At 63.6% G+C, this 16,272-nt stretch carries 14 protein-coding genes and 1 tRNA gene; 8 read left to right on the top strand and 7 right to left on the bottom strand.

The features are described from left to right. Positions 1–174: 174 nt before the first annotated feature. The 6 genes from rho to argS form a co-directional block, all read right to left on the bottom strand. A complete protein-coding gene (gene rho, locus ACNQOP_RS11210; RefSeq protein ID WP_416404487.1) occupies positions 175–2,331 on the bottom strand; it encodes a transcription termination factor Rho in 2,157 nt (718 codons plus the stop codon). A 300-nt stretch (positions 2,332–2,631) separates the two neighbouring features. Next, the gene (gene thrB / locus ACNQOP_RS11205) at positions 2,632–3,606 is read right to left on the bottom strand and encodes a homoserine kinase (protein WP_416404486.1); all 975 of its coding nucleotides are present in this window, start codon (positions 3,604–3,606) and stop codon (positions 2,632–2,634) included. 2 nt (positions 3,607–3,608) lie between these two features. Beyond that, a complete protein-coding gene (gene thrC / locus ACNQOP_RS11200) occupies positions 3,609–4,712 on the bottom strand; it encodes a threonine synthase (RefSeq protein ID WP_416404485.1) in 1,104 nt (367 codons plus the stop codon). Next, positions 4,713–6,029, bottom strand: coding sequence for a homoserine dehydrogenase (locus tag ACNQOP_RS11195; RefSeq protein WP_235521618.1), 1,317 nt, complete (start codon positions 6,027–6,029; stop codon positions 4,713–4,715). Next, positions 6,022–7,494: a diaminopimelate decarboxylase gene (gene lysA / locus ACNQOP_RS11190; protein ID WP_416404484.1), complete on the bottom strand. Its 1,473-nt coding sequence runs from the start codon at positions 7,492–7,494 to the stop codon at positions 6,022–6,024. The genes ACNQOP_RS11195 and lysA overlap by 8 nt, the downstream gene beginning before the upstream one ends. 3 nt (positions 7,495–7,497) lie before the next feature. Next, entirely contained in the window at positions 7,498–9,147 is a 1,650-nt protein-coding gene (argS, locus tag ACNQOP_RS11185) for an arginine--tRNA ligase (protein ID WP_235521620.1), read from the bottom strand. Between the two features lie 243 nt (positions 9,148–9,390). On the opposite strand from argS, the gene ACNQOP_RS11180 reads away from it, so the two are divergent. From ACNQOP_RS11180 to ACNQOP_RS11155, 6 genes are all read left to right on the top strand, one after another. Next, complete coding sequence (locus ACNQOP_RS11180) at positions 9,391–9,867, top strand: FMN-binding protein (protein WP_416404483.1); 477 nt, start codon at positions 9,391–9,393, stop codon at positions 9,865–9,867. Between the two features lie 5 nt (positions 9,868–9,872). Continuing rightward, the gene (locus tag ACNQOP_RS11175; protein ID WP_416404482.1) at positions 9,873–10,745 is read left to right on the top strand and encodes an FAD:protein FMN transferase; all 873 of its coding nucleotides are present in this window, start codon (positions 9,873–9,875) and stop codon (positions 10,743–10,745) included. Continuing rightward, positions 10,742–12,247, top strand: a complete 1,506-nt coding sequence (locus ACNQOP_RS11170) for an FAD-dependent oxidoreductase (RefSeq protein WP_416404481.1) — start codon at positions 10,742–10,744, stop codon at positions 12,245–12,247. The genes ACNQOP_RS11175 and ACNQOP_RS11170 overlap by 4 nt, the downstream gene beginning before the upstream one ends. Before the next feature lie 108 nt (positions 12,248–12,355). After that, positions 12,356–12,428: transfer RNA gene (locus ACNQOP_RS11165), tRNA-Arg, on the top strand. A 157-nt stretch (positions 12,429–12,585) separates the two neighbouring features. Next, positions 12,586–13,629, top strand: a complete 1,044-nt coding sequence (locus tag ACNQOP_RS11160; protein ID WP_257369156.1) for a M4 family metallopeptidase — start codon at positions 12,586–12,588, stop codon at positions 13,627–13,629. Between the two features lie 79 nt (positions 13,630–13,708). Beyond that, entirely contained in the window at positions 13,709–14,011 is a 303-nt protein-coding gene (locus ACNQOP_RS11155; protein ID WP_416404480.1) for a protealysin inhibitor emfourin, read from the top strand. Positions 14,012–14,014: 3 nt separating this feature from the next. On the opposite strand, the gene ACNQOP_RS11150 is transcribed toward ACNQOP_RS11155, so the two are convergent. Continuing rightward, complete coding sequence (locus ACNQOP_RS11150) at positions 14,015–14,983, bottom strand: GlxA family transcriptional regulator (RefSeq protein WP_235520550.1); 969 nt, start codon at positions 14,981–14,983, stop codon at positions 14,015–14,017. An 81-nt stretch (positions 14,984–15,064) separates the two neighbouring features. Here ACNQOP_RS11150 and ACNQOP_RS11145 point away from each other — a divergent pair, with 81 nt between their 5' ends. Both ACNQOP_RS11145 and ACNQOP_RS11140 read left to right on the top strand, forming a co-directional pair. Beyond that, entirely contained in the window at positions 15,065–15,235 is a 171-nt protein-coding gene (locus ACNQOP_RS11145; RefSeq protein ID WP_014922190.1) for a hypothetical protein, read from the top strand. Between the two features lie 33 nt (positions 15,236–15,268). Beyond that, positions 15,269–16,261: a helix-turn-helix transcriptional regulator gene (locus tag ACNQOP_RS11140; protein WP_284987025.1), complete on the top strand. Its 993-nt coding sequence runs from the start codon at positions 15,269–15,271 to the stop codon at positions 16,259–16,261. Positions 16,262–16,272 lie beyond the last annotated feature (11 nt).

The raw sequence follows: 16,272 nt of genomic DNA, 5'->3' as shown, positions 1-16,272 counted from the left end.
CCGTCTCTGACCTCACGTGGTGTCGGGCCAAGGATTCCTTAAACAAAGACCGCTCAAAATATGCCGGCCAGGGAGTGGCTTCGGGCCTGCCGGAGCCGGGTAGCTTCCGATCGCCTATCGGAAGCTACCCGGCGTAGGGGCGGGGCCGGCATATTTTGAGCGGTTAGAGCACAGCTACTTGTCGTTATCCGACTTCGCTCCGAGCGTCGTCTTCTGAACCTGCATGAGGAACTCGACGTTGCTCTGTGTCTCCCGGATCTTGTTGGTCAGCAGCTCAAGGCTCTGCTGCTGCTCCAGTCCGGAGAGGACGCGGCGCAGCTTCCACATGATCTTGACTTCTTCAGGCGAGAGCAGGTTCTCTTCGCGGCGCGTGCCGGACGCGTTGACGTCCACAGCCGGGAAGATTCGCTTGTCAGCCAGCTGACGGGACAGGCGGAGCTCCATGTTGCCGGTGCCCTTGAACTCTTCGAAGATCACTTCGTCCATCTTGGAGCCGGTCTCCACGAGAGCCGTTGCCAGGATGGTGAGCGAGCCGCCGTTTTCGATGTTGCGGGCAGCACCGAAGAAGCGCTTGGGCGGGTACAGAGCTGCGGAGTCCACACCACCGGACAGGATGCGGCCGGAGGCCGGTGCTGCCAGGTTGTAGGCGCGGCCCAGGCGGGTCATGGAGTCCAGGAGGACTACCACGTCCATGCCCATTTCCACGAGGCGCTTGGCGCGTTCGATGGAGAGCTCGGCAACGGTGGTGTGATCGTCTGCGGGACGGTCGAAGGTGGAGGCAATGACCTCACCCTTGACTGTGCGCTGCATGTCCGTGACTTCTTCGGGACGTTCGTCAACGAGCACCATCATGAGGTGGACCTCAGGATTGTTGGTGGTGATGGCGTTGGCGATGGACTGCAGGATGAGGGTCTTACCAGCCTTGGGCGGGGAGACAATCAGGCCACGCTGGCCCTTGCCGATCGGAGCCACGAGGTCGATGACACGCGGACCGATCTTCTTGGGGTCGGTTTCCAGGCGCAGGCGCTCGGACGGGTACAGCGGGACGAGCTTTGCGAACTCGACGCGGTCCTTGAGCTCTTCCGGAGTCTTGCCATTGACGGAAGTAACGCGGACAAGCGCGTTGAACTTCTGGCGGGCGGACTGCTGGCTGCGGTCTTCGCCATCACGCGGTGCGCGGATGGCACCCACGACGGCGTCGCCCTTACGGAGGTTGTACTTCTTGACCTGTGCCAGCGAAACGTAGACGTCGTTGGCACCGGGGAGGTAACCGGACGTACGGATGAACGCGTAGTTCTCCAGGACGTCCAGGATGCCAGCTACGGGCAGCAGCACATCGTCCTCGGTGACCTCGACGTCGTCAACGTCCGGTCCCTGGGCACGGCCACGGCGGCGTTCGTTGCGGTCACGGAAACGGTCGCTGCGGGTGTTCCCGTCACGGCTGTCCTGACCGCCGCGGCGATCGCTGCGATCGTTCTGGTCGTTGCGGTCACGACGGTTCCTGCGGTTACGACGGTTGCCCGTGTCTTCGCCGTCGTTGTTGTCATCACGGCGGCCACGGGTGTTATCGCGGCGGTCGCGCTGCTCGCCGGAATCGGCCTGCTCGCGCTGTTCAGTACGCTGTTCGGTGCGGTCGGCACGCTGTTCGCGCTGTTCGGTGCGGTCGCCACGCTGTTCGCGCTGTTCGGTGCGGTCGGCGCGCTGTTCGCGCTGTTCGGTGCGGTCGGCACGCTGTTCGGTGCGCGGCTCAGCGGCCGGAGCCTCCGATGCCTCAGCGGGGGCTGCGGCTGCTTCGCCACGGCGGCGGTTACGGGTGCGCGGCTGGCGGCGTTCAGTGCCTGCCTCCGGCGTTTCCACTGAAGCAGGTGCATCAGCAACCGGTGCAGCTACGGGCTCAGCCGGAGCCGATGCGGCTTCAGCCGCCGCTACGACGCCGTCGCTGGTGGCGCGGCGGCTTCGGCCACGTCCACGGGCACGCGGGGCTTCCTGGGCCGGGGCTTCAGCCGACTCGGCAGAGGCGCCGTTGTCCGAGGCCTTGACCTCCGCGGCCGGAGCTTCCTTGGCTACGGCAGCGTTGGCCTTGACCGGGGCTGAGGCCTTGGCGGGAGCCTTCGTGGTGGGAGTACCTGCGCGGTGGGCCGAAATGGCCGAGACCAAGTCTCCCTTGCGCATGCGCGATCCCCCGGAAATGCCCAGCTGGCTCGCGAGAGCCTGAAGCTGGGCAAGCTTAAGGCCCGCAAGCCCGCTGCTCTTGGTGGTTGCTGCCGTTGACGACTCGGCAGCAGAAGATGTTGTGTCCACAGCTGAAGACAGCTCAGTGGTTTCTGTCACGAAGGATCCTTCCCCCTCGACGGCGGCCAGAGCGAGAGCTGGACGCGATGATTTGTTCTGGGCTGCAGTTCAGATCTGCAGCCTGCGATTTGGCCGTGCCTGATGGATTGTGGCCACCAGGGCCGGATACTGATCGTCATCACTGGATCCAGTTACCCGGACAGCCGGCCAATTGATCAGGAACAGAGAAAGATCTGCGGCACCTGAGGCCGGAAAGAGACGGCACCACCAACGTTGGCACAGTTGACGAAAGGTACGGCGAAAGTGCCGCAATCCAAAATCAGGGAACTGCCCGCGGTTTTACCGGCGGTGCACTTCCACTCTAGCACCTTGAACGTCTACAGCCAGCGTCATCACACGCCAACCGACGTCGGGTGTGTTGGATGCCGTGTACGCCTCGACGAATTCAGTAACAACCGCGGCTTCTTGTTCGCCATTGGCCAGCACCATCACGGTGGGTCCGGCGCCCGAGACCACAGCTGCATGTCCGGCGGAACGGAGCGCCGCAATGAGGTCCGCACTGGGACGCATGGCCTGCGCCCGGTAACTCTGGTGAAGGTAGTCTTCGGTGCCCGGCAGCAAGAACTCAGGCTGCGCTGTCAGAGCGTGGATGAGCAGGGCTGCGCGTCCGGAGTTCATGGCTGCCGCGTGGTGGCCAACGGATGCAGGAAGCAGACCGCGGGCAGTTTCCGTGGACAGTTCGTAGTCGGGCACAGCCACCACGGGAATAACCTCGGGCGCCACATCGGCGCGGGTGCTGCTGTACTGCTCGCTGTCCTGCCATGACAGCGCCAGTCCGCCGAAAATCGCCGGTGCGACGTTGTCCGGGTGACCTTCGACCTCACTGGTCAGCTGGAGGACCCAGTCGAGGCCCTGCCGGGATTCCTCCGGAACCAAGGCGTTGGCAGCAGTAACTGCCGCCACAACAGCCGACGCGGACGAACCGAGGCCCCGGCCATGGGGATTGACGTTTTCAGCCGTAATTTTCAGGCCCGAGCGCTGGAAGCCAAGGCGATCCAGCGCCAGGTCGATCGCCCGCACCACCAAATGGCTGGCATCGCGGGGGAGGGTATCTGCCCCCTCACCGGAGAGCTCGAACTCGAGCTCTCCGGTGCCAAGGGTTTCAACCGTCAAAGTGTCATAGATGGACAGGGCCAAGCCAAGGCTGTCGTAACCGGGGCCCAGGTTGGCACTCGTACCGGGGACCGTGACGGTCAGCCGCTGGCCTGCCGCGACGAGTGCACGATCGGTCGCGGTGGGCTGCGTTGATTCCACTCTTAGTTTTCTTCCAGTCCCAGTTCCGCGGCAACGGTGACGACGTCGTTCGGCACCTTGACGGGCTGGACATCACTGCCGTCTTCGGTACGAAGTGCCCACTGCGGATCCTTGAGGCCATGTCCGGTGACCGTGATGACGATGGTCTTTCCCGAAGGAACCTCGCCTGCCGCGTGCTTCTTGATGAGGCCGGCAACACCAGCGGCGGAGCCGGGCTCGACGAAGACACCCTCCTTGGCGGACAACCAACGGTGGGCCGCCAGGATCTCCTCATCGGTGACTGCCTCGATCAGTCCACCTGATTCGTCGCGGGCCGCGACAGCGGTGTCCCACGATGCCGGGTTGCCGATGCGGATGGCAGTGGCGATGGTGTCAGGCTCGGTGATGGGGTGCCCTGCCACGAAGGGCGCGGCACCTGCTGCCTGGAAGCCCCACATGGTGGGGGTCTTGGTGGAGACGGCGGGGAGCGTTCCGTTGGCGGTCTCAAACGGTGCGGAGTACTCCTTGTAGCCCTTCCAGTAGGCGCTGATGTTGCCGGCGTTGCCGACGGGCAGCACGTGGATGTCGGGAGCGTCGCCCAGCGAGTCAACAACTTCGAAAGCACCGGTCTTCTGGCCCTGGATACGTGCCGGATTTACGGAGTTCACCAGGAACACCGGGTAAGCCTCGCCGAGCTTGCGGGCGATGTCCAGGCAGTTGTCGAAGTTGCCATCCACCTGAAGCAAGGTGGCGCCATGCGCGATGGCCTGGCTCAGCTTGCCCATGGAAATTTTGCCTTCGGGGACGAGCACTGCGCACTTGAGTCCCGCCGCGGTTGCGTAGGCAGCCGCAGAAGCGGAGGTGTTGCCGGTGGAGGCACAGACAACGGCCTTCGCGCCGGCTTCCACGGCCGCAGTCATGGCCATGGTCATTCCACGATCCTTGAAGGAACCCGTGGGGTTCATGCCCTCCACCTTGAGGTATACCTCGGAGCCCGTGAGCTCGGAGAGCTTCTGCGCGTGGACGAGCGGCGTACCGCCCTCGCCGAGGGTGATGACCTTGGTGGCTTCCGTTACGGGCAAACGATCAGCGTATTCGCGGATTACTCCGCGCCATTGGTGAGCCACTTAGACCCCTTCTACCCGCAGTACGGATGTCACAGAATTGATGACGTCGAGGCCCTTCACGGCCTCGACGGTTGCTGCGAGTGCAGCTTCGGATGCACGGTGCGTCACGATTTTCAGCTCCGCCGACTCGACCTTGGAGGCAGCGTCGCGGTGGATTGTCTGGCGCATTGTCTCGATGGACACGGCGTGCTCGGCAAAGATGTGCGCGATGCGGGCCAGGACGCCGGCCTGGTCGGCGACGTCCAGGCCAATGTAGTAGCTCGTGTTGGAGGCATCGACGGGCAGCGCAGGGACATGGCCTGTGGTGGTTTCCGTTCGGCCCGGGCCGCCAAGTACGAGTCGGCGGGCCGCGGAGACCAGGTCACCCAGCACGGCAGAGGCGGTGGGGGTACCCCCAGCGCCCTGTCCGTAGAACATCAGTTCACCAGCATTTTCGGCCTCAATGAACACCGCGTTGAAGGCACCGCGAACTGCAGCCAGGGGGTGCTCACGGGGCAAGAGGGTGGGGTGGACCCGCACCGAAATGCCGCTGCCGTTATCCGAAGATTCGATCTTTTCGGCAATGGCGAGCAACTTGATGACAAAGCCCGCTTCCTTGGCCGAAGCGATGTCCGCAGCACTGACCTTCGTGATGCCTTCGCAGTAGACATCGTCCAGGGAGAAGCGCGTGTGGAACGACAGGGACGCGAGGATGGCAGCCTTAGCCGCGGCGTCGTGTCCTTCGATGTCGGCAGTAGGATCCGCTTCTGCGTACCCGAGCCGCTGGGCTTCGGCCAGGGCGTCAGCGAACTGTGCGCCTGTGGTGTCCATCTGGTCGAGGATGAAGTTGGTGGTGCCATTGACGATGCCCAGGACACGGGTGATGCGGTCGCCTGACAGGCTGTCGCGGATGGGACGCAGGATAGGAATGGCTCCCGCAACGGCCGCTTCATACGAGAGCTGGACGCCTGCCTTGTCAGCCTCTTCATAAAGAGTGGGGCCGTCCTGGGCGAGCAATGCCTTGTTGCCGGTAACCACGCAGGCACCGTTCTGGATGGCCGTCAGGATCAAGGAGCGGGCGGGCTCGATGCCGCCCATGAGCTCGATGACGAGGTCCGCGTCCTTGACCAGGGTGTCGGCATCGGTAGTGAACAGTTCGCGGGGCAGTTCGACGTCGCGGGGTGCATCGATGGTGCGCACGGCAATGCCCGAAAGTTCCAGACGGGCTCCGGTGCGGGCAGCCAAAGCTTCGGCGTCGTCAATCAGAATCCGCGCAACCTGGGCCCCAACGTTGCCACAGCCCAGCAGGGCCACCTTCAAGGTTTGCACTTCAGACATTCGCCACTCCCATGTCGCGGTTCAAGAGATCTTCTTCGGTTTCCCCGCGGACAATCAGCCGGGCGGCTCCGTCGCGTACAGCGACAACGCCAGGCCGGGCCAGGTAGTTGTAGTTGCTGGAAAGGGCCCAGCAGTAGGCGCCGGTACCCGGTACTGCGAGCAAATCACCGGCTGCCACATCCGCGGGCAGATATACATCTCTAACAACTATGTCGCCGCTCTCGCAATGTTTGCCCACTACGCGGGACAGCTGCGGAACGGCCGTGGAGTCGCGTGAAGCCAAAATTGCCGAATAATCCGCGTCGTACAGCACCGGACGGGCGTTGTCGCTCATCCCGCCGTCCACCGACACATAGCGCCGCGGATACGTAACGTTCTTGTCCTCCGTTTCGCTCTCCGGGACGTCTACGCGGACCGTTTTGAGCGTGCCAACCTCGTAGAGGGTGAAGGTGCTGCTCCCCACGATCGCGCGGCCTGGTTCGATGGAGATCCGGGGGGCGGTGATGCCCAGTGCGGCACAGGTGGAACGAACGACGTCGGCCATGGCCTGCGCGATCTCGGCAGGCGGCCGGGGAGTATCCACCGGCGTGTAGGCGATGCCGTAACCGCCGCCGAGGTCCAGCTCGGGAAGAGTGATGGAGTATTTCGCCTGCATGGCGGCAAGGAATCCGAGGAGTTTCTCCGCTGCCAAGGCAAAGCCGTCAGGCTCGAAAATCTGTGACCCGATATGGCAGTGCAAGCCCAGCAGTTCGATGCTGTCGTAGGCGGTGGCAGCAGCCACGGCCTCTTCTGCTGCCGAGAGCCCGGCTTCGTCGGTGGAATCGCCTGCCATCGAGAGGCCGAACTTCTGGTCCTCGTGGGCCGTGGCGATGAATTCGTGGGTGTGGGCGTGAACGCCAGGAGTCAGCCGCAACATGACTTTGGCTGTTTCGCCCCGGCTGGAGGCGATCTTTGCCACCCGTTCCAGTTCGTCGAGGCTGTCCACCACGATCCGACCAAGGGACATATCCAAGGCACGGTTGATTTCCGCGTCGGATTTGTTGTTGCCGTGCAGGCCAAGGTTGGCACCCGGGATCCCCGCACGTGCAGCGACCGCAAGTTCACCGCCGGAGCACGTGTCCAGGCGGAGGCCCTCGTCGGCCACCCAGCTGGCCACTGCGGTGCACAGGAAGGACTTACCTGCGTAGTAGACGTCCACTCCCCCGCAGATGTCCGCGAAGGCTTCGTCGAACGCGTCCTTGAACGCCCGGGCGCGGGACCGGAAGTCCGACTCGCTCATGACGAAAAGCGGGGTTCCGTATTGTTCCTTCAGCTCACTGACAGTAATGCCGTCAATGGCGACCTCACCGGCGTCGTTCTTCTCCACGTCGGCAGCCCACATCGGCGATTGCAGGGCGTTGAGGTTCTCGGGAACTGCCAGCCAATCCGGAGCGAGCGGAGAAGCATGTGCTGCGTTGGTGTTCATGGCTTACATCCGTTCCGGCGCTGACACGCCCAGCAGTTCGAGTCCGTTGGCGAGCACCTGGCTGGTGGCGTCGTTCAGCCACAGGCGGGTGCGGTTAACGTCCTGGACGGGTTCCTCGCCCTGGGGCGAGACCCGGCACGCGTCGTACCAACGGTGGTAAGCACCGGCGATGACCTCGAGGTGGCGGGCCACCCGGTGGGGCTCCCGCAGCTCGGCAGCCTTGGCAACGATGGACGGGTAGCTGCCCAAATAGGAGAGCAACTCGTTTTCCGTGGGGTGATCCAGCAGCGAGGCATCGAAGACTGAACGGTCCACGCCGGCTTCTTCGGCGTTCCGTGCAGTGCCGCGGGAACGGGCATGCGCGTACTGCACGTAGAACACGGGGTTCTCGTTGCTGTGCTTTTTCAACAGTTCCGGGTCCAGGGTCAGGGGGGAATCTGCGGGGAAGCGGGCCAACGAGTAACGGACAGCGTCCTTGCCGAGCCAGGAGATAAGGTCCTTGAGCTCGATGATGTTGCCCGCACGCTTGGACAGCTTGGCACCGTTGACCGACACCAGCTGACCGATCAGGACCTCAATGTTGACCTCCGGATCGTCGCCGGCACACGCGGCAATGGCCTTCAGGCGGTTGATGTAGCCGTGGTGGTCCGCGCCGAGGAGATAGATCTTCTCAGTGAATCCGCGGTCCTTCTTGGACAAGTAATAGGCGGCATCCGCTGCAAAGTAGGTCGGTTCGCCGTTTGCACGGATCATGACGCGATCTTTATCGTCGCCGAAGTCGGTAGTGCGCAACCAGACGGCACCGCCGTCGTCGAACACGTGGCCCTGCTCGCGGAGGCGGGCGACGGCCGATTCGATCGCACCGGCGTCGTGCAGTTCCTTCTCGGAGAAGAAGACATCAAACTCCACGCCAAATCCGGCCAGCGTGGCCTTGATGTCAGCCATCTGGGCTTCGTAGGCTGCCGCACGGATGACCGGCAGCGCTGCCTCGTCCGTCAGTTCACGGACATCCGGGTGGGCCTTCAGGACTTCGTCGCCGAGTTCCCGGATGTACTCGCCCGGGTAGCCGCCTTCGGGGACTCCACGTCCATGCAGCCGCGACAACACTGAGTTGGCGAAGACGTTCATCTGCGAACCGGCGTCGTTGATGTAGTACTCAGCGGTGACGTCGGCGCCCGAAGCACGCAGGACGCGGGCAATCGAATCACCCAGGGCAGCCCAGCGCGTGTGCCCGATGTGCAGCGGACCGGTGGGGTTGGCGGAAACGAATTCCATGTTGACCACGCGGCCAGCGAGGGCCTGGTTTGTACCGTAGCTGGACCCGGCTTCGACAATGGCCTTGGCCAGGGCGCCGGCTGCAGCAGCATCGACTGTGATGTTCAGGAAGCCGGGACCGGCGATATCCACGCCCGTGACACCGGGAATGGCCTGCAGCCGGTTACTGAGGATTCCGGCGAATTCGCGGGGATTCATGCCTGCTTGCTTGGACAACTGCAATGCAATATTGGTGGCCCAGTCTCCGTGGTCCCGGTTCTTGGGTCGCTCCACGCGCACGGCGTCTGGCACGGACGTTTCCGTCAACGCGATTTCGCCGGCAGAGACGGCGTCCTTGAGGCAGGCGGATATGGCAGCAGAGAGTTCTTCGGGAGTCACGGATCTAGCCTACCGGGGGCCCGCAAAGTCGCGGAATTGAGGCTGCCGTATGTGGATACTTTTGACACAGCCCCGGCACAGGTCTGGCTGGCGCCCGGCACAGCCTGAACCATTAGGCTCATTTCAACGTTATGAACACGTAAGGGGACGGCATGAGCGGCCTCCCCGGACAGGCAAGGACTTGAAGTCATTGCCCCTTAGCAAACCGGTCCAGTCGAACGCCCAGTTGAAACGAGCAGAACCATGACTACGCCACTCCGCAAGAGCCTCTACGTTGGATTTGCCGGCCTCTCCATCATCGGGACGGCTGCTGCCTGCGCCCCCAAGGCCGAATCGCCGGCCGTGGAGACTCCCGCTTCCCAGAACGGTGGCAAGGTCTCCACCACCGCTCCCTCGCCACAGGGATCCTCAGCCAACGGGGCATCCGGTTATAAGGACGGCACATACAGCGCTGACGGCACTTACACCTCGCCCAACGGCCAGGAAACGGTAGGCGTAGAGCTGACGTTGGCTGCGGATAAGGTCACTGCGGTCAACATCACAACCCATCCCTCCAATCCGAACACCAAGAAGTTCCAAGGCGAATTTGCCAGTGGCATCGCAGCCCAGATTGTCGGCAAGGACATCGATGAGCTGAACGTCTCGAAAGTGGCTGGCTCCTCGCTGACGTCCGCCGGTTTCAACGATGCCGTGCAACAAATCAAGTCCCAGGCCAAGTAGCAGCCATGCCGCACCCTGGCTGGAGCCTGTTCGACTTCGAGGGGATCGGTACACGGTGGGAAATTTCGACGCCGGACAGCCTGGGCGCTGAGCTCCGGGGCCAACTGCTGGACACCGTTTCCGCGTACGACAAGGCGTGGTCGCGGTTCCGGCCGGACTCATTGGTGGCCACCGTGTCACGGGGCCCCGGCCGCATCACCCTTCCGGACCACGCACCTGCCCTGCAAAAGATCTATGCGGCCCTGTACCGACTCAGCAGTGGAAGGATGACGCCACTGATCGGCAGCAGCCTCGAGCATCTCGGCTACGACGCAAACTACGCCCTGGCCAGCCCGGGCAGCCCGGAGGCGCCACCCCCGTGGGAAGGCACCCTTGAGTGGACAGGCACGGAGCTGATGGCTACCAAAGCGGTGGTCCTGGATATCGGCGCCGCCGGGAAAGGCCAGTTGGTTGACCTTCTGGGCGACGTCCTGCGGGCTGCCGGACACACCGATTTCCTGGTGGACGGCAGCGGCGACATGCTGCATTCCGGTACGCATCCGGTCGTCGTCGCGTTGGAACACCCGTACAACCCGAAGCAGGCCATTGGCACCGTGGAACTGGCCAACTCCGCGCTGTGTGCCTCGGCATCCAACCGGCGAGCCTGGGGCGATGGGCTGCACCATGTACTCGATGGCGCCACCGGCCAGCCCATCGAAACCACTGTTGCGACCTGGACCATGGCTGCGAGCGCCTTGGAGGCCGATGCGCTGGCCACGGCATTGTTCATGATGGATCCGGAGCCGTTGGAGGACGAGTTCGAGTTCTCGTGGCTCAAGGTGTCATCGGCTGGTGCTGCCACGTATTCGGCGGCATTTGAGGGGAGACTGTTTTCATGATTGCCGTTAATTCCCGTCTGGATACCTGGCTGGGCCGCTTCACGATGTACCGCCTGATTCTCTGGGTCCTTGCCATCCTGGTGGCCTACAGCATGGTTCTCAACGTGCTGGGTTGGCTGACCTTCGGTATCCCGGAGATGCTGGTGCACCTGGCACTCTGCGTTGGCTTGACGTACTTGTCCAGCCGCTTGCTGGCCCTGGTGTTTCGGGTCAGGCCGCACTCGGAGTCTTCGCTCATTACAGGGCTGCTGCTCTACTTCCTGTTCTGGCCGGCGTTCGGGGCGGCTGATATGGCCGGCGTGGCACTGGCCTGCGTGCTGGCGAGCGTTTCCAAGTACGCGCTGGCGTTCCGCGGCCGGCACATCTTCAACCCCGCCGCGGCCGGGGCTTTCCTGACTGGCCTGACGGGCCTGAACATTGCGACCTGGTGGGCTGCGACACCGGCGATGCTGTGGCTGCTGGTGCCCGGGGTGCTGGTTGTCCTTTACCGCACCCGGAAGATGCTCATGGCAGCGGTGTTCATGGTAACCGCCACCGGCATCATCACCACCGAACTCCTGAACCGGGGCATGACGTTCGGACAGGCCCTGTGGCAGCCCCTGGCCCAGCGTCCTTTGCTCTTTTTTGTCGGCTTCATGCTTTCCGAGCCGCTCACCCTGCCTCCCCGGCGCTGGCAGCAGTTGGCCCTTGCCGCCGTCGTCGGTGTTGTCTTCGCTGTCCCGTACAACGTCGGTTTCGTCGCGAATTCCCCGGAACTGGCGCTGCTGCTTGGCAACCTGATTGCGTTCTTCCTTGGCCAACGGGGCGGTGTCCAGCTGGTCTTCAAGGGCTCCCGGCCTTTGACACCTGGAAGCACGGAGTTCAGGTTCGAACCACAGCGTCCTGTCAGGTTCGCGGCCGGGCAGTTCATGGAGTTGAACCTGCCGCATTCCGGCTCCGATGGGAAGGGCCGCCGTCGTGTCTTCAGCATGACCAACCCGCCCGGTGCGGCGGAGGTGACGTTCGGAGTCGGCACGGCAGAGCCGCTGTCCACTGCCAAGAGAGCATTGTTGGCGCTCCACCCCGGGGATACCGTCTCGGCCACCGCGGTGGGCGGTGATTTCCTGCTCCCGCACGACGCCGGCAAACCAGTCCTGCTGATAGCGGCAGGAATCGGCATCACGCCTTTCCTGTCGCAGCTGGCGTCCGACTCCCGCGGGAGTCGGGACACGGTGGTGCTGTACCTCGCCAAAAGCCGCACCGAGCTGGCCGGAACAGGCGAGTTGGAAGCCTCAGGGGCGAAAGTCATTGCCCGGCTCGCGGACGGTTCCGCTCCCCCGGAGTTCATGCACGACGCCGGAACGTCGCGGATCGATGCAGGGCGCCTGAAGGAGTTGGTGCCGGATATTGCCGAACGTGAGGTGTTTGTCTCCGGTTCGCCCTCCAGCGTGGACTCCTTGCGGGCGGCAGCCCGAGGCGCAGGTGCACGACGGGTTCATGTGGACTCTTTCGCGGGGTACTGAGCAACCTGCCGAACAACCTGCTGAAGGAAGTGTGTTGCAGTTTTCCTTTGCGGCTCAGTGGCTGCTAAGCTCTAGGGCGTCCCACCGGCAACGGAGGGATCCCTGGATGCCCTCGTAGCTCAGGGGATAGAGCGTCTGCCTCCGGAGCAGAAGGCCGTAGGTTCGAATCCTATCGAGGGCACAATGAAAATACCCCGCCAGCCTTGCTGGCGGGGTATTTTTGTCTCCCGGTCAGCCGCTATCACTTCGGGGCTTGCCGGGCCTCCAACACTATTTTGTCCGCCCCTGCTCCTAGGCTGATCCCAAAGGGTCCTCGTCCGTAGCCAAAGGGGTTTGCCGTGATTTGCTCAATCGTCCCGCCTTACATGCTCCGCAGGATTGCTGCCCAGAATGAACCGCGCCTGCGGGCAGTTGCCAGGGCGGCCAAGGAATCCTTGCTGCACGTCAAAGGCCTGCAGGCCCTTCGGACGGCACCCCTTCCAGCAGCACCGCCCAGCGCGCGGCAGGCCAAGCCGGGCCCTCCGAAGCGGACCATCTACGATGCCGGGAGCCTGGAGACGCTGCCGGGCCGTCTCGTCCGGAAAGAAGGCGCCCCCGCCGTCGGGGATCCCGCAGCAGATGAGGCCTATGACGGCTTGGGGAACACCCACCGGCTGTACGGCGAGATCTTCGGCCGGGACTCCATCGATGGCGCCGGTCTCCCCCTCGACGCGTCCGTTCATTACGGCAAGCTGTATGACAACGCCTTCTGGGACGGAAGCCAAATGGTCTTCGGCGACGGAGACGGCCAGATCTTCCAGCGCTTCACCAAGTCCGTGAGCGTCATCGGCCACGAACTGGCCCACGGCGTGACCCAATACACCGCCAATCTCGCCTACCGCAACCAAGCGGGGGCCCTCAATGAGTCGATGTCGGACGTCTTCGGAGTCCTCGTGGAGCAGTACGCGAAACAGGAATCGGTTGAGCAGGCGAGCTGGCTTATCGGCGAAGGACTCTTCACCGATCAGGTCCAGGGCGCCGCCCTTCGCTCCATGAAAGCCCCCGGAACCGCGTACGACGACGACGTCCTGGGCAAAGACCCCCAGCCTGATTCCATGGACACCTACGTCAGGACCAGTGCCGACAACGGCGGTGTGCACATCAACTCGGGTATCCCCAACAGGGCCTTCTACCTGGTCAGCGCCACCCTGGGCGGCAATGCCTGGGAGGCTCCGGGACAGATCTGGTACGGCACCCTGACCAGTGGGGCCTTGCCCGCGGCCTGCACCTTTGGGAAGTTCGCCAGGACCACGGTTGCTACGGCCGAAGAACTGTACGGTGCGGGCTCCGCGGAGCATGACGCCGTCCTGAAGGCGTGGGACACTGTGAAGGTCAAGGTTTAGTCAGTTGGCGGGACCCACGGCCGTGTTCGGACCCGCCTGGTGACTGGCATCCGAGGGTGGAACGAGAAACAGCCGGGTCATGAAGATCACCGTCCAACGCAGTGGAGGAATCGCAGCGATGACGCGCGTCTGGATCGTCGAAGCCATCTCTTCCGAGGAGAAGGAACGGTGGGTTCCCATCGTTGACGCGTGCCCATGGGACGAGGCACAGGGCATGGACCGCACGCTGAACGAACCGGATCGCTTCATGTACTCAATCCGGGCCGGCCAACGCCGCGCAACACTTCCCGAGCGGGCCATTACGGGCCCGTGGCAGGAACTGGTGGAGTGCGCCAAGGCTGAGGGCTCGGAGTTGCGAGGAAAATCGGGCAGTCGGCGCTGACGCCTAGATTGCCTCGGCCAGCTGTCCGCGGAACGCCCGGCGATAGCTCTGTGGGCTGGTCGAGAGGACCTTGGTGAAGTGGTGCCGAAGGAGCACTGAATGCCCAAAACCTGCTTCGCGGGCAATTTCGTCGATGTTCAGTTCCGTACTCTCCAGCAGTTCCTGGGCCCTTATTACCCGCTGCGAGTTCAGCCAGGCGGCGGGTGTTGTTCCGGTTTCAGCACGGAAACGGCGCGCGAACGTCCGGGGGGACATGTGCAGCCGGGCCGCCAGCTCGTTGACGCTGTGCTCCTGGTCAAGGTGCTGCACCATCCAGCGGAGGAGTTCCTCCATGGGCGCTGATCCGCATTGCGGCATGGGGCGGTCGATGAACTGGGCCTGTCCGCCGTCACGGTGCGGCGGCACCACCATGTCGCGGGCTATGGCCGTTGCGACGTTGGCTCCCAGTTCGACGCGGACCAAATGCAGGCACGCGTCGATTCCTGCGGCCGTGCCTGCACTGGTGATGATGGTTCCGTCCTGGACGTAAAGGACGTTCTCGTCCACGATGATCTCCGGGTAGCGCGCTGCAAGGTCATGCGAGTAGTGCCAGTGGGTGGTGCAGCGGCGCCCGTCCAACAATCCGGCGCGGGCCAGCGCGTAGGCCCCTGAGCAGATGGACATGACCCATGCTCCCCGCTCGTGTGCTGCGCGCAGGGCCTCCAGGACGGACTCGGGCAGCTCCTGGTCCCTGCCGAAGGGGGTCATGATCACAAGGTCCGCGTCCGCGGTTGCCTCAAGTCCGTTCTCCACGTGCAGGGAGAGCCCCGACTTCATCCGGATATCACCCGGTTCCGGGGCGCAGACCCGGAAGTCGAAGCCCGGAACTCCGCCGTCCCGGTCAGTCCTGTCAATGCCGAAGACTTCGAAAGCCGTGCCGAATTCGAAGATCGAGAAGTTGGGAACAACGATCACCGCCACTGATTTCAACATACATCCAGTGTGGCAGAAAATTATCTAAATGGGGCATTTCTGCCACTGTTTCTTGACCTGCCACAGGAGCAGGCTGGAGGCATGGAAATCTTCGGAATCATCCTCTTCATCGTCCTCATCACCGCCGTTGCCGCTACCGTTTCAGCCCTCTTGAAGGATGGCCGCGGCCACAACCCGCCCATCAACTCCAAGGAACCGTGGAGCGCTTTCGATGCTCCGAGCAGCCCCTACTGGAATCCGCGCATCTACTGAGGAATCGCCCGGCCATGGACTAGATTCGCTTGCATGATCCAAACCTCGGCCCGGCTCCTTCAACTCTTGTCGCTGTTGCAGGTTCGCCGGGAATGGACCGGACCAGACCTGGCTGACCGCATGGGCGTCACCGAACGGACGGTGCGCCGCGACATCGACAAGCTTCGCAACCTTGGCTACCCCATTCACGCCACCCCCGGGATCGCCGGCGGCTACCAACTTGGCGCTGGCGCGCAGCTTCCGCCCCTCCTCCTTGACGATAACGAAGCTTTGGCCGTCGCCCTGGGCCTGAATTCCGTCGCGGCGGGCCCGGTGGCGGGAATCGGGGAGGCCTCCGTGCGGGCGTTGGCAAAACTGGAACAGGTCCTGCCTTCCCGGCTTCGCCCTAAGTTCGCCATGTTGAAAGCTGCCGTGACCACCCTTCCCACCAATGCAGCAAGCGTTGATCCGCAACAATTAACGGTGGTTTCGGCGGCGATATCCGACAGGCGGCAGATCTCCTTCGAGTACGTCAGGTCCGACGGCGACTCCGCTCGCCGGCTGGTGGAACCCTACAGGCTGGTGGACACCGGCCGGCGCTGGTACTTGGTGGCGTGGGACCTGGAGCGGGAAGGCTGGCGGACGTTCCGGGCCGACCGCTTTGCTTCCCTGCCTTCGGAACGCAGGAAGTACACTCCACGGCCGTTGCCGGCAGAGGACCTTGCGGCGTACGTACAGCAATCAATCACGCGTTCGCCCTACAGGTTCGACGTCGTCGTGCGGCTCCGCGCGCCCCTCGCCGAGGTAGCCGCCGTCGTAAGTTCCCAGTACGCCACCCTAACGGCCGACGGCGACCAGGCCACGATCCTGCGGTCCGGATGGGACAGCCTGGCCTCAGCGGGGGCCTATCTGGCCTCGCTGGACATGAATTTCGAGATCATCGAGCCGGAGGAATTCAGGACCTTCGCCTTGGACCTTTCCCATCGCCTCCGTGCAGCTGCCGGGACTGTGTCGGAGGTCGCGGACGCCGGAACCAAGCCACAGTAGACTGGCAGCAG

This window comes from Arthrobacter sp. LFS091 (genome assembly GCF_047977885.1).
GTDB lineage: Bacteria > Actinomycetota > Actinomycetes > Actinomycetales > Micrococcaceae > Arthrobacter.
The sequence above is the reverse complement of the archived record's forward strand: the minus strand, read 5'-3'. Positions and strand labels throughout refer to the sequence as shown.

Excerpts from the sequence above, each read along its gene's own strand:
- ACNQOP_RS11170 (WP_416404481.1), top strand. The coding sequence starts at position 10,742 with ATGATTGCCGTTAATTCCCGTCTGGATACCTGGCTGGGCCGCTTCACG.
- ACNQOP_RS11155 (WP_416404480.1), top strand. The coding sequence starts at position 13,709 with ATGAAGATCACCGTCCAACGCAGTGGAGGAATCGCAGCGATGACGCGC.
- ACNQOP_RS11195 (WP_235521618.1), bottom strand. The coding sequence starts at position 6,029 with ATGTCTGAAGTGCAAACCTTGAAGGTGGCCCTGCTGGGCTGTGGCAAC.
- ACNQOP_RS11145 (WP_014922190.1), top strand. The coding sequence starts at position 15,065 with ATGGAAATCTTCGGAATCATCCTCTTCATCGTCCTCATCACCGCCGTT.
- ACNQOP_RS11150 (WP_235520550.1), bottom strand. The coding sequence starts at position 14,983 with ATGTTGAAATCAGTGGCGGTGATCGTTGTTCCCAACTTCTCGATCTTC.
- ACNQOP_RS11140 (WP_284987025.1), top strand. The coding sequence starts at position 15,269 with ATGATCCAAACCTCGGCCCGGCTCCTTCAACTCTTGTCGCTGTTGCAG.
- ACNQOP_RS11180 (WP_416404483.1), top strand. The coding sequence starts at position 9,391 with ATGACTACGCCACTCCGCAAGAGCCTCTACGTTGGATTTGCCGGCCTC.
- lysA (WP_416404484.1), bottom strand. The coding sequence starts at position 7,494 with ATGAACACCAACGCAGCACATGCTTCTCCGCTCGCTCCGGATTGGCTG.
- ACNQOP_RS11175 (WP_416404482.1), top strand. The coding sequence starts at position 9,873 with ATGCCGCACCCTGGCTGGAGCCTGTTCGACTTCGAGGGGATCGGTACA.